A 12,943-nucleotide genomic window follows, 5' to 3' on the forward strand; every position below is an offset into this window, starting at 1 on the left:
GTCCCTCACGGCGATCGCGAGGCGTTGCTTGGCAGGGAAGGGGTACTGGGTGCGGCCGACGTCGAGCGGGTTGCCGACGGTGTCGAACAGGATTGGGACCATCTCCGCGGTACAGCTGATGATGGCCAGCTCGACCGAGGACAGCCGCTGCCCGTCGGGGAGCTCGGCCGGCTGAAGGCCCTGCTGCGCCTCGCCGTTCAGGGCGGCGGCGAACGTCTCGCTCGAGACGGTCACGACGACCCGGTAAGGCGACCCGTGGCTGGTGGGCATCAGCCCCGGCTGGGCGACCGCTTCCTCAGCGAGGCGCTGCAGACCGTCGTGGCGGCGTTGCGCGCCGGTGCGCGGATCAGGGGTTCCGTCGGCGGCGGGTTGCGGTGCGGACCACGCGTCGACCGCCGCCTTCAACGCCGCGCCTGCCCGCTTGGTGAGCAGTCCCTCCAGGTGCCACATCCCGGAACTCAGCGGAGCCATCGTCACACCGCGGACGGCGTCCTGGCGGGTCTCGTCCCGCGCCAACCGGTCGTCGGCGTCCGGGTCGAGCGTGGCCTTCAGCTTCGCGGCGACCTTCGCCAACGCGCGCGGGTCGAGCCGGTCCGCCTCACCGAGGAGCACCGCTTGGCTGGCCGCGACCGCCTCTACCGGGATCACGCCAGCTGGCACGAGCGGCGGCAGCAGCGCGGCCACCGTGCTGGCGATGACGTCGGCCTGCTCCCCGCTGATCACTCCGGCCAGCAACGCGTCCCGGGTCGGCTCCAGCTCCGGCGCGGCGGGCGAGCGGTAGAACGCCTCCGCCCGCTTCGCGATCCGCGACGCCTCGCCCGGGCTGCAGGCCGGCAGCTCGCGCCGCACCCATGCGGCCAGGTCGCGGCACCCGCTCTGCCGCGGCAGACCCCGCGCCATCGCCTCCGCAGCGAGCTGGATCTTGGCGACGTGGGCCATCCGCTCGACGTGGTCGTGACGGCGCAGCTCGGCACCCAGGGCGTCCCCCGCGAGCTGCCACGTCACCGTCGTCATGCGTCAAACCTAGAGGCAGCCACCGACAAACGACTGCGGCACAACAGTCCTGTGGACGACGTGACCACTGTTGTCCACAGGTGGACGAGCGAAAGGCCAGCGCTCAGGGCCGCGCGGCGAACCGCTCGATCAGCTCGGTCTGCCCGCTGACGATCAGCAGGTCGTGCGCGGTGATCTTGGTCGTCGGCACGGCGTAGGTGAAGTCGCGCCCGGGCGACTTCACCCCCACGACCGTGACGCCGTACTTCTGCCGGATCTGCGACTCGGCCAGCGTGAAGCCACGGGTCTCCTTGGGCGGCGCCATCTTCACGATCGCGAAACCGTCGTCGAACTCGATGAAGTCCATCAGCTTCCCGGCCACGAGGTGCGCCACCCGCTCGCCCGCGTCCCGCTCGGGGTAGACGACCTTCGAGGCGCCGATGCGCTCGAGGATCTTGCCGTGGGCCGGGGTGATCGCCTTGGTCCAGATCTGCTGGATCCCGAGGTCGGCCAGGTTGGCGGTGGTCAGCACGCTGGCCTCGATCGACGTCCCGATGCCGACGACCGCGATCCGGAAGTCGCCCGCCCCGATCTGCTGCAGCGCCTCCTCGGACGTCGAGTCCGCCTCGACGACGTGCGTCAGCCGACCGCTCCACTCCTGCACCAGCGCCGGGTCCTTGTCGACGGCGAGCACCTCGTGGCCGAGCCGGTCGAGCGCCTCGGCGATCGAGCTGCCGAACCGTCCGAGCCCGACGACGAGCACCGCGCGCCCCGAGTTCTCCTTGCTAGCCAACGACGGGCCTCTCTTCCGGTAGGCGCACCACACGACGTCGGTCGCGCAGGGCGAGGGCGGCCGCGAGGGTCATGGTGCCGGTGCGGCCGGCGAACATCAGGGCCGTGAGCACGTACTTGCCGGCGTCGGGCAGGTCGGGCGTGAGGCCGGTCGAGAGCCCGCAGGTCGCGAACGCCGAGACCGCCTCGTACAGGACGACGTCGAGCGGCAGCCCGGTGATCGCCAGCAGCGCCAGCGTGGCCGAGAGCACCAGCCCGGTGCCGGCCAGCAGCACCGTGACGGCCAGCCGCAGGCTCGCGGCCGGGATCCGTCGTCCGAACGCCTCGACGTCGCGGTCGCCGCGGGCCTCGGCCAGGGTCGCGAGCACCAGCACCGCGAGGGTCGTCACCTTGATGCCCCCGGCGGTCGACGCGCTGCCGCCGCCGATGAACATCAGCAGGTCCTGCACGGCCCAGGTCGACTCGTTGAGCTCGTGCACCGGAACCGTCGTGAAGCCGCCCGACCGCGGCATGACGCCCGCGAACACCGCGTTGAGCAGCCGGTCGCCGATCCCCATCCCGCCGAGGGTGCGCGGGTTGCTCCACTCGAACGCCGCGAACAGCAGCACCGACACCAGCAGCACGACCAGCGTGGTCACCAGGGTGAGCCGGGTGTGCAGGTTCCACCGGTTGCCACGGGCGTGGTCGCGGCGCCGGATGCCGTTGGCCACGGTGAGCAGCACCGGGAACCCGAGGCTGCCGACGAACACCCCGACCGCCAGCGGCAGCAGCACGAACGGGTCGCCCGCCCAGCGCTCGAGCCCGCCCTCGTGCACCGAGAAGCCGGCGTTGTTGAACGAGCTGATGCCGTAGAAGAGCGAGTGGTACATCGCCCGTCCGACGCCCTCGCCCTCGCCGAGGAAGCTCGGGAGCAGCACCACCGCGATGGTCAGCTCGACCGTGGTCGAGCTGATGATGACCGCGCGCAGCAGGCTGCCGACCTCGCCGAGCCGCAGCGCCTTGGTCTCGCTGGCGGCGATGACCCGCTGCCGCAGCCCGAGCCGGCGCGAGACCGCGAGCCCCAGCAGCGAGGCGAGCGTGATGATGCCGAGCCCGCCGATCTTGATCGCGACCATGATGAGCACCTGGCCCAGGCCCGACCAGTACGTCGCGGTGTCGACCGTCGTCAGGCCGGTGACGCACACCGCGGACGCCGCGGTGAACAGCGCGTCGACGAACGGCGCGCGGTGCCCGGACGACGACGCCGCGGGCAGCGACAGCAGCGCGGTGAACAGGGCGATGACGAGGGCGAAGACCACCAGCGCCAGCCGGGCGGGGGACTGGCGGGCCGCGGCGTCGACCCGGGCGCGCAGCCAGAGCACCGGACCGCCCGGGCCGGGAGCGGCGGCGGCCTCGCTCGACGTCGTCATCTGGTCCTCTCGGGCGCGCCGGTCGCGCGGTCGGTCGCGCGGTCGTCGTGTCGCGCCCCATCGTGCCCTGCCCGGCACGGCGAGCACGAGCGGAGCACGCCGGGGTAGCGTGCCGCGCATGGCGACGCAGGCCCGGGTGATCTGGGACGACCGGTTCACCGCGTACGACTTCGGGCCTACGCACCCCATGGCGCCGCTGCGGCTCGACCTCACCGCGCGCCTGGCCCGCTCCCTCGGGCTGCTCGACGACCCGGCGGTCGTGGAGGTCACCGGGGCCGAGCCGGCGTCCGACGAGCTGCTCGCCACCGTGCACGACCCGGCGTACGTCGCGGCGGTGCGCCAGGCCTCCGACGACCCGGCGGCCGCCGACGAGGCGCGCGGCCTCGGCACGAGCGACGACCCGGCGTTCGCGGGCATGCACGAGGCGTCGGCCCGGGTGGTGCAGGGCAGCGTCGACCTCGTCGAGGCGGTGCTCGACGGCTCGACCGAGCACGGCGTGAACTTCTGCGGCGGCCTGCACCACGCCCTGGCCGACCGCGCGAGCGGGTTCTGCGTCTACAACGACGCCGCGGTGGCGATCCGCCGGGCCCTCGAGCTCGGCGCGAAGAAGGTCGCGTACGTCGACGTCGACGTCCACCACGGCGACGGCGTCGAGCGCATCTTCTGGGACGACGACCGCGTGCTGACGATCTCGGTGCACGAGAGCGGGCGCGTGCTGTTCCCGGGCACGGGTTTCGCCGAGGAGGTCGGTGGACCCGGCGCCGAGGGCAGCGCCGTCAACGTGGCGCTGCCCCCGGGCACGGGCGACGCCGGCTGGCTGCGGGCCGTGCACGCGGTGGCGCCGCCGCTGGTGCGCGCGTTCCAGCCCGACCTGCTCGTCACCCAGCACGGCTGCGACAGCCACTTCCTCGACCCGCTCGCGCACCTGGCGGTGTCGGTCGACGCCCAGCGTCAGGCGCAGGTGTCGCTGCACGACCTGGCCCACGAGGCGGCCGCCGGGCGCTGGCTGGCCCTCGGCGGCGGCGGGTACGAGGTCGTCGACGTCGTCCCGCGCTCGTGGTCGCACCTGGTGGGGATCGCCGCGCACCGGCCGGTCCCGACGTCCGCGCCGGTGCCGGAGGAGTGGCGCGAGCACGTGCGCACCGCGCTCGGCCGCCCCGGACCCGCGCACATGGGCGACGGCAAGGACCCGTGGTGGCGCTCGTGGGAGGTCGGCTACGACCCCGACGACCCGGTCGACCGCGCGGTCATGGCGACCCGCAAGGCGGTCTTCCCGCTGCACGGTCTCGACCCCTGGTTCGACTGACCGTTCGACCGACCGCGCGCGACACGCCGGGCGAGGTGCTTGACCACACGGGTGAATGTTGATCCAACACTTCCCCACGAGTCACTCCAGCCCCTATCGTGAGGACCCGCACGACGGGCACCGGTGGGGAAGCCGGTGTCGCTTGCGATGCCCGAGGACCGGTGAAGCATGCCGAAGGACAAGAAGCTGGCCGAGGTGCGGTTCCTGACCGTCGCCGAGGTCGCCACGATCATGCGCGTGTCGAAGATGACCGTGTACCGCCTGGTGCACGCCGGCGACCTGCCGGCCGTGCGCGTCGGACGCTCGTTCCGCGTCCCGGAGCAGGCCGTGCACGACTACCTGCAGACCTCGTACATCGAGACGGCCTGACGAGCTCGTCGCAGGCCCAGCACGCGAACGGCGGCCGGTCCCCCGAGGGGGGCCGGCCGCCGCGTCGTGCGTGCCGAGGACGCCGACAACCCTGAGCGGAGTCGTCTAGCCGGCGTCCTCGGCGGTCAGGGTGAACGGCACGGCCGCTCCGGTGTAGAGCTGCGTCAGCACGTAGGCGGTGCCGCCCGGGACCACGGTCTGCTCGTCGGCGGCCGCGGTGGCCGTCGAGCCCTTGAGCGAGCAGTCCGAGCCGAGGAAGTACAGGTCGAGGTCGTGGCCGGCCGGCGTCGACTCGCCGCCCTTGACGCTCACCGTGTGCTGCCCGTCGCCGAACCCGCTGGGCAGCGTGCTCACCCAGCCGTCGACGCCCTGGCTGCTCACCGGCGTCGCGCAGGTGGTCGTGAACTCGGTGCCGGTGACGCCGAAGACGTTCTGCAGCCCGGTCGGGTCGCCCGCCGCGGGATTGCCCGTCGCGATGGTGCCCTGGTCGGTGAAGGGCGCGTCGGGAGCGGGCGGGGTCGGCGTGACCGCCCCGGCCTGGCCGAACGCCTGCACCTCGGCGACCTGCACCGCGGTGGCCGTGCCGCCCTGCGCCGAGTCGGCGAAGAACCGCACGTACGACGCCTTGGCCGGCGTGGCGAGCGTGAAGGTCCGGTAGTTCAGGTCCGGCGCCGTCGGCCGCGGCGTCTGGTAGCCGAACGCGCCGGTGCGCACCGTGCGCCAGACCACGCCGTCGTCCGAGACCTGCACGGTGAAGTCCTTCAGGGTCGCGAACCGGCCGCCGCCCACGCTCGGGAAGGCGCTGACCTGCACCCGGTCGATCGTGGCCGGCTTGGCCAGCTTGACCGTGATCCGCTGGTCGGGACCGGCGTTGTAGGGCCCGGACGACGTCGCGGTGCGCCACACGCTGGCCGCCGTGTCGTCGAGGGCGAACGAGCCCGGCAGCCCGGCGTCCTGGCTGGACGTCGAGACCAGCGTCGCGCCGGAGGCCGTCGACAGCAGGTTCGGCGCGAGCTCCAGCGTGCGCGACGTCGTCGTGCCCGCCGTCACCGGCAACGAGAACTGCTGGACGCCGAAGCCGGGCGCCTGCACCAGCACCGGGTAGGTGCCGGCCACCATCGTCAACGCGGCGCCGCCCGTGCTGGTGGTGCGGGCCACCGGCGTCACGCGGGCCTCGTACCGCCCGATGACCACCTTGGCGCCCTTGACCCCCGCGCCCGTGGTCGCGTTGACGACCTTCAGCGACAGCGTGCCGTTGCGGGACGGCGCGGGGTGGTCGAACGCCGGGGTCGGGTCGGTGTCGTCACCGGTCTCGGAGACCGCCGAGGCGCCCGCACCGCGGGCCGCGAAGACGCTCCAGACCAGGTCGGTGTTGTCGCCGTGGTACCGGTCGGTGTCGGCGGCCAGGATCCCGTCGCGCGCGTCGAGGAACGACGGGTCGGGCGCCGTGAGCGGCATGCCGTCGGTGACCAGCTGCGCGGCGACCGCCGCGCCCTTGGTCGCCCCGTACCGCGCGACGAGCTTCTTGCGCAGGTCCCAGAGCATCGTCGTCCAGATCTCGCCGTCGGCGTGCACCTCCGGACCCGTCACGTCGTAGCCGATGTCGCCGAACCCGGTCGGGTTCTGGTCGTAGTCGTAGTTGCGGATGCCGCGCGAGGTGTTGCCGGTGACGTACTGCCCGACCACCGCCTTCGACGTGAGCCCCGCGGTGTACAGGTGGTTGAGGGCGTACCAGTCGCTCCAGCCCTCGCCCATCGAGCCGGCCTGCTGCGAGCCGAGCGCCGAGCCCCCGGCCACGTACCGGTTGGACAACCCGTGCACGTACTCGTGCTCCACCACGCTGACGTCGAAGTTGCCGTCGCTGTACGGCCCCTCGAACGCGTCGTCGATCGGCTCCCACAAGAACATGCCGCTCCAGGGGGGGATGCCGTCGTCCAGCGTGAGCATGTAGGCGTTGTCGCGCCCGGTGTAGGTCGGGGCGCCGCCCGAGGCCGCGCCGGCGTGCACCAGGCCGAGCACCGGGTCGCCGCCCTGGCCGCCCGTGCCCGCACCGTCCGTCACCTGGAAGTTGCCGGCGCTCTCGGTGAAGCCGAAGCCGTACAGCTCGTCGTGGATCCGGTTGTGCTGGTAGAAGAGGTTGGTCGCCGCGGGGTTCAGGTCGGCGACGTAGGACGGCGGCACCGCCTGGCCCTTCGAGGTGGCCCAGCTCTTCTCGTACGGGAAGTCGAACTGCCCGGTGGGCGCGACCGGTCGCGGGCCCTGGTCGACCGGCGCCAGGAAGTTCGAGTAGTTGGCGTACGTGCTGGCGTTGTTGCCCAGCGTCGTGATGCCCGTGCCGACGAGGCCGGTCGGGTCGACGTAGCCCTTGGGCGAGGCGGCCGTGGCCCCGAACGACCGCGAGACGGGCTGCCCGCCCTTCGCCGCGCCCGGGTAGTTGTCGTACACCGTGCCCGAGGCGTCGTGGTCGACGAGCGAGGCGCGGTAGAGCACGTCGCCGGTGGTGGCGTCGAGGACGACGTCCCAGGCCTGGTCGAGCGCGCGCACGAACTGCACCCGGTAGGCCGCCCGCGCGCCGTCCTTGGTCGGGAACGCGACCTGCTTGACGTACGACGGGCCGGCGAAGGCGCCGCGGCCGAAGACCGCGTAGCCCGCCTGCGAGCCGGTCGAGGTGATGGCCGAGACGACGCCGGGGGCCAGCACGTGCTGCACCTTGCCGAGCGCCTGCGCCGCGGTGAGGGCGTACCCGCCGGCCAGGCTGCCGCCACCCACCGGGTCACCCGCGTACGACGCGACCCGGCCGTCCTTCGTGACGGCGACCGTGAGGCGGCCGCCGCGCACGGCCGGCTTGCCGCCGAACGTCTGCACGAAGGTCACGACGTGGGTGCCGGTGCCGGGCAGGGCGTGGTCGCGGGCGACCTGCAGGGCGTCGACCTGCGCGCCGGTCAGCCGGAACGCCGCGGCGTGCTCGGCCACCCAGCCGCGGGCGACCGAGACGGCCGAGCCGCTGCGGGCCGCGGTGAGGTAGCCGCCGTCGCGGCGCAGCGAGCGGGGCGTGCCGAACCGCTCGTCCCAGGTCAGCCGCGCGCCCTCGCCGCTGGCACGCAGCAGCGTGGCGGCGGCCGTGCGCTGCGTGCTGGTGGGCACCACGGCGGACTGCACGTCGCGGACGTCGACGACGGCGTCCAGCGCCTGGTCGGCGGCGCCGTCCAGCAGCGGCAGGTCGGGCGTGCGGGCGGTCGAGGCGGCGGTGGCCGGCAGCGTGGCCGCGACCAGCGCGACCGCCGACAGCACGCCCCCGGCGACGAGGGCGGGCGTGCGGGAGGAGAGAGGACGACGAGCTGGCATCGGGCGCTCCTGGCGTCGGGCGGAGGCGGCAGGGGCCGGGTCCGCTGATGACCCCTTCAACGAGCGGGGGGTCCGGAGGTCACGCGCGGGGCGGTACGATGGTCGGCGATCCGGCTCGGCGGCCTGCCCGCTGCCAGGCCGCAGCCGACGTCAGCCACACCAGAACGAGGTCTTCCATGGGTTCGGTCATCAAGAAGCGCCGCAAGCGGATGGCGAAGAAGAAGCACCGCAAGCTGCTGCGCAAGACGCGTCACCAGCGTCGCAACAAGAAGTGAGCGAAGCGGCCCCCGGACCACCGGTCGGGGGCCGTCCGCGTACCGAGCCGGGATCGGCGGTCCCCGGCCAGACCTCGAGGCGGTGAGGGCATGGGGCAGGTCGTGCTGGTCACGGGCGTCTCGCGCTACCTCGGCGGCCGCTACGCGCGCCTGCTGACCGAGCACCCGGACGTCGACCGCGTCATCGGCGTCGACGTCGTCCCGCCGCCGCACGCCATCGGCGACGCCGAGTTCGTGCGCGCCGACATCCGCAACCCGATCATCGCCAAGGTGATCGCGCAGGCCGAGGTCGACACGGTCGCGCACCTCAACGTCATCGCCACCCCGCTGTCGGCCGGAGGCCGGGTGTCGATGAAGGAGATCAACGTCATCGGCACGATGCAGCTGCTCGCGGCGTGCCAGAAGGCGCCCAGCGTGCAGCGGCTCGTCGTCAAGAGCAGCGCCGCCGTCTACGGCTCCTCCCCGCGCGACCCGGCCATGTTCACCGAGGACATGGGCCCGAAGGCGTTGCCCCGCGCGGGTTTCGGCAAGGACTCGGTCGAGGTCGAGGGGTACGTGCGCGGCTTCTCGCGCCGCCGCGGCGACGTCGAGGTCTCGGTGCTGCGGTTCGCCAACATCATCGGCCCGGGCATCTCGACGACGATGACCGACTACTTCTCGCTGCCCGTCGTCCCCACGCCCCTGGGCTTCGACGCGCGGCTGCAGTTCGTGCACGAGGACGACGCGCTCGACGCCCTGGTCACCGCCACCACCGGGCCCGGGGTCGGGCTGGTCAACGTGGCGGGCGACGGCGTGATCACGGTGAGCCAGGCGGCCCGGCTGGCCGGGCGCACCACGCTGCCGGTGCCCCTGCAGGCCGGTGGCTGGGTCGGCCAGGTCGTGCGGCGCTCGCGGCTGGCCGACTTCTCGCCCGAGCAGCTGCAGCACCTGGCCTTCGGCCGCGGCCTCGACACCACCCGCATGCGCGAGGTGCTCGGCTTCGAGCCGCGGTTCACCACGCTCGAGGCGTTCCAGGACTTCGTGGCCTCCCGACGCGCGCCGGCACCCTCGGTGCTGCCCGCGCTGGTGCAGGCCACCGCCTCGGCCGAGCGCTGGGTGGCACGCCGGGTGGGGGCGTCGTGACCGCCGAGCGCGAGGGGCGCGTCATCCCGATCGACCGGCAGGCCCAGAAGACCACCACCCGGCGCACTCCGTCGGCGCGCGGCGCGGACGCCGTGGCAGCGGGGGCCAGCCGGGCCACCGGCGAGCGCGCCCGCCGTCGTCGCACGCCGTTGGTGCCCGACGCCCCCGGCGCGCCCGTGCGCCCGGTCGAGGTGTCGGCGACGCCGGTCGAGCCCGACCCGGCCGAGCTGCTCGAGGCCGCCGACATCACCGACCCCCGCAGCCGCACGGCACCCGCGGCTCTGGGCGCTGCCGACGCCCCCGACCCGCTGGCCTCCGCGGCGGCGGCGTCCGAGCCGGGCGACGGAGCGCCGCCGCGCGCGGCGCGCAGCCTGGGGCTGAACCCCGCCACGCTCGTGCAGTACGCCGTCGAGGCCGTCGTCGAGGCGCTCGTCACCGAGGGCGAGCGGGCCGGGCTGGCGGACGTCGACCGGCACGTCGCGCAGGCGCTGGCCTTCCTGCGCCGCCGGCTGCAGGGCGACTACGTCGTCGACGACTTCGGCTTCGACGCCGACCTCACCGACGCGCTGCTGCCGGCCCTGCGGCCGTTGTACCGCAGCTGGTTCCGGGTCGACGTCCGTGGCATCGAGAACATCCCGGACGACGGCGGTGCGCTCGTCGTCGCCAACCACTCGGGCACGATCGCGCTCGACTCGCTGATGACCCAGCTCGCCGTGCACGACGAGCACCCCGACCACCGGTACCTGCGCATGCTCGGCGCCGACCTGGTGTTCGCGACGCCGTTCGTGGGCTCGCTCGCCCGCAAGACCGGCTCCACCCTGGCGGCGAACTCGGACGCCGAGCGGCTGCTGCGCTCGGGCGAGCTGGTCGGCGTCTGGCCCGAGGGGTTCAAGGGCATCGGCAAGCCGTTCAGCGAGCGCTACAAGCTGCAGCGCTTCGGGCGCGGCGGGTTCGTGTCGGCGGCGCTTCAGGCGGGTGTGCCGATCATCCCGTGCTCGATCGTCGGCGCCGAGGAGATCTACCCGGTGCTGGGCAACTTCAAGACCCTCGCCCGGCTGCTCGGCGTGCCCTACCTGCCGATGACCCCGACCTTCCCGTGGCTCGGGCCGCTCGGCCTGGTGCCGTTGCCCAGCAAGTGGATCATCGAGTTCGGCGCGCCCATCGAGACCTCCGGCCACGAGGGCGGCGCCGACGACCCGATGCTCGTCTTCAACATCACCGACCAGGTGCGCGAGACGATCCAGCAGACGCTGTACGCCCTGCTGATGCAGCGCCGGTCGGTGTTCTTCTCGTGACCCGCCGCGTGGTCCCGGCCGGAGCCGCGCTGGTGGCGCTGGCCCTGCTGGCGGCCGCCTGCGGCAACGGCTCCGACGAGGCGGGCGACGCGGCGGCGACGTCGGCGCCGCCCGTCACGAGCTCGACCACCACGGCGGTGCCGACGACGTCCTCGCCCACCCCGACGGCGACCCGCACGGCCACGGCGACGCGCAAGCCGACGGCCACTCGAAAGGCCACGGCGAGCCCGTCGACGTCCGCGACGCCGAAGGCCGTCACCTCGCTGGCACCGGTGCCGCGCACCGGCGCCCAGCCGACGGTGCGCTTCCCCGACAACCCCCCGGCGGTGGGCAGCGGCGCGAACGCCGTCGTCTACCGCGTGCCTGACAGCGTGTGGTCGCGCATGGTCGGGTACTCCTGGACGTCGGGCTGCCCGGTCGGGCGCTCGGGCCTGCGGTACGTCGAGGTGAACTTCTGGGGCTTCGACGGCAAGCGCTCGCGCGGTGCGCTCGTGGTGAGCAGCTCGATCGCCCAGGCCGCGGCGCGTGCCTTCAGCGACCTGTACGACCAGCAGTTCCGGATCCGCCAGATGCGCCCCATGGACAAGTCGTGGGGCCGCAACCCCAAGGGTCCGGGCGCCGACGACTACAAGGCGATGGACGCCGACAACACCTCCGCGTTCAACTGCCGCTACGTGGGCGGGCAGGAGTCGAGCAAGGTCTACTCCAAGCACGCGTACGGCACGGCGATCGACGTCAACGACTTCGAGAACCCCTACCTCGCCGACGACGGCCAGATCTACCCCGACGCCTACTACGCCCACCGCCGCGGACCCGCGCCCGGCGTCTTCTCGACGTCCGGCAGCGCGGCGGTGCGGGCGTTCACCCGGCAGGGGCTGGGCTGGGGCGGGCTGTGGAGCCACCCGGACTACCAGCACTTCCAGTCATGACCACGAAGCGGTTGCGGCGCAGGGTGTCTGCGGTGGCGGGCGCTGCGGTGGTGCTCGGCGGCGCGCTGTCCGGGTGCGGGTCGGACGAGCCGGCGGCGAGCGCCTCGGCCAGCCCGACGACGTCCGTGCCGACGACTGCGGTGACCACCACGAGCCCGAGCCCGACGACGTCCACCACGTCGCGCACGCGCACCCGCACGCCGTCGCGGACGAGGACGCCGTCGAGCAGCACCTCGCGGACGACGTCGCGCACCACGACGCGGACGACGGCGGTCGCGGCCCGCTGCGACGTGCCGTCGGGCGTGCGTGCCGACCAGGTGGTCCTCGTCGACTCGGCCGGCGCCTCCGCCACCGTGCGGGCCTGCCGTCGCGAGGACGGTCGCTACGTCACGGCGCTCGGGCCGTTCGCCGGGCACGTCGGCAAGAACGGCGTGAGCTCGGCCAAGCGCGAGGGCGACCTGCGCACCCCGGCCGGCGTCTTCCCGCTGCGCGGCGGGTTCGGCGCGAACGGCGACCCCGGCCTGCGCGTGGGCTCGTGGCTGCGCGTCGACGCGCAGGACGTGTGGGTCGACGACGCGTCGTCCGACCTCTACAACACCCACCAGCGGACGCCGGCGCGCGGCCGGTGGGACAGCGCCGAGAAGCTGCTCAACACGCCGGCCTACTCCTACGCGCAGGTCATCGGCTACAACGAGGGCCGCACGCCGGGGCGGGGGTCTGCGATCTTCCTGCACGTCGACCTCGGGCACGGCACGGCCGGGTGCGTGTCGCTGCCGACCGGTCCGCTGCTGCAGGTCATGCGCTGGGAACGCGCCGGCGCCGTCATCGCCATCCGCTGACCCGCCCGACCCTGCCGCAGTTGATCACGTTGTGCAGGGGTACCCCTGCTTTCCAAGGCCTGCAACCCTTGGACAGCAGGTCTAGCCCTGCATGACGTGATCAACTGCGGCCCGCGGGGAGGGTCAGCCGACCGTGAGGGAGGTGTCGTCGACGACCCAGCTGGTCTGCGCCGACGAGTCCTCGGTGTCGGTGAAGCGCACCGTGATGCTCTTGCCCTTGTAGGCGCTCAGGTCGAACGTCTTCTGGGCGTACGTGCTGCTGGTGCCCA

General features: G+C 73.4%; 12 protein-coding genes. 7 read left to right on the top strand and 5 right to left on the bottom strand.

Features of this window, described 5'->3' with window-relative positions; genetic code table 11:
* The 3 genes from ACYVJ4_RS16390 to ACYVJ4_RS16400 all read right to left on the bottom strand — a co-directional run.
* A partial coding sequence (locus ACYVJ4_RS16390) for a DUF222 domain-containing protein (protein ID WP_460461204.1) occupies window positions 1-1,014 on the bottom strand: 1,014 nt, incomplete at its 3' end.
* Between the two features lie 103 nt (window positions 1,015-1,117).
* The gene (locus tag ACYVJ4_RS16395; RefSeq protein WP_460461205.1) at window positions 1,118-1,786 is read right to left on the bottom strand and encodes a potassium channel family protein; all 669 of its coding nucleotides are present in this window, start codon (window positions 1,784-1,786) and stop codon (window positions 1,118-1,120) included.
* Complete coding sequence (locus ACYVJ4_RS16400; RefSeq protein WP_460461206.1) at window positions 1,779-3,194, bottom strand: TrkH family potassium uptake protein; 1,416 nt, start codon at window positions 3,192-3,194, stop codon at window positions 1,779-1,781. The genes ACYVJ4_RS16395 and ACYVJ4_RS16400 overlap by 8 nt, the downstream gene beginning before the upstream one ends.
* A gap of 118 nt (window positions 3,195-3,312) precedes the next feature.
* On the opposite strand from ACYVJ4_RS16400, the gene ACYVJ4_RS16405 reads away from it, so the two are divergent.
* Both ACYVJ4_RS16405 and ACYVJ4_RS16410 read left to right on the top strand, forming a co-directional pair.
* Window positions 3,313-4,500 carry an acetoin utilization protein AcuC gene (locus tag ACYVJ4_RS16405; RefSeq protein WP_460461207.1) on the top strand — a complete coding sequence of 396 codons (1,188 nt, stop codon included), beginning with the start codon at window positions 3,313-3,315 and terminating at the stop codon, window positions 4,498-4,500.
* A 168-nt stretch (window positions 4,501-4,668) separates the two neighbouring features.
* Window positions 4,669-4,869, top strand: a complete 201-nt coding sequence (locus tag ACYVJ4_RS16410; RefSeq protein WP_460461208.1) for a helix-turn-helix domain-containing protein — start codon at window positions 4,669-4,671, stop codon at window positions 4,867-4,869.
* A gap of 105 nt (window positions 4,870-4,974) precedes the next feature.
* On the opposite strand, the gene ACYVJ4_RS16415 is transcribed toward ACYVJ4_RS16410, so the two are convergent.
* A complete protein-coding gene (locus ACYVJ4_RS16415) occupies window positions 4,975-8,214 on the bottom strand; it encodes a M36 family metallopeptidase (protein ID WP_460461209.1) in 3,240 nt (1,079 codons plus the stop codon).
* A 176-nt stretch (window positions 8,215-8,390) separates the two neighbouring features.
* Here ACYVJ4_RS16415 and ACYVJ4_RS16420 point away from each other — a divergent pair, with 176 nt between their 5' ends.
* From ACYVJ4_RS16420 to ACYVJ4_RS16435, 4 genes are all read left to right on the top strand, one after another.
* Complete coding sequence (locus ACYVJ4_RS16420; RefSeq protein WP_003792170.1) at window positions 8,391-8,489, top strand: 30S ribosomal protein bS22; 99 nt, start codon at window positions 8,391-8,393, stop codon at window positions 8,487-8,489.
* Between the two features lie 90 nt (window positions 8,490-8,579).
* The gene (locus ACYVJ4_RS16425; protein WP_460461210.1) at window positions 8,580-9,611 is read left to right on the top strand and encodes an SDR family oxidoreductase; all 1,032 of its coding nucleotides are present in this window, start codon (window positions 8,580-8,582) and stop codon (window positions 9,609-9,611) included.
* A complete protein-coding gene (locus ACYVJ4_RS16430; protein ID WP_460461211.1) occupies window positions 9,608-10,906 on the top strand; it encodes a lysophospholipid acyltransferase family protein in 1,299 nt (432 codons plus the stop codon). The genes ACYVJ4_RS16425 and ACYVJ4_RS16430 overlap by 4 nt, the downstream gene beginning before the upstream one ends.
* Window positions 10,903-11,835: a M15 family metallopeptidase gene (locus ACYVJ4_RS16435; protein WP_460461212.1), complete on the top strand. Its 933-nt coding sequence runs from the start codon at window positions 10,903-10,905 to the stop codon at window positions 11,833-11,835. The genes ACYVJ4_RS16430 and ACYVJ4_RS16435 overlap by 4 nt, the downstream gene beginning before the upstream one ends.
* On the opposite strand, the gene ACYVJ4_RS16440 is transcribed toward ACYVJ4_RS16435, so the two are convergent.
* On the bottom strand, window positions 11,768-12,187 hold the full coding sequence (locus ACYVJ4_RS16440; RefSeq protein WP_460461213.1) for a hypothetical protein: 420 nt from the start codon (window positions 12,185-12,187) through the stop codon (window positions 11,768-11,770). The two genes, ACYVJ4_RS16435 and ACYVJ4_RS16440, sit on opposite strands and share 68 nt — an antisense overlap.
* A gap of 1 nt (window position 12,188) precedes the next feature.
* Between ACYVJ4_RS16440 and ACYVJ4_RS16445 the strand changes: the two genes are divergently transcribed.
* Window positions 12,189-12,674, top strand: a complete 486-nt coding sequence (locus tag ACYVJ4_RS16445) for a L,D-transpeptidase family protein (RefSeq protein WP_460461214.1) — start codon at window positions 12,189-12,191, stop codon at window positions 12,672-12,674.
* The last annotated feature ends 269 nt before the right edge of the window (window positions 12,675-12,943 follow it).

The sequence above is a fragment of the Angustibacter peucedani genome (genome assembly GCF_054779595.1).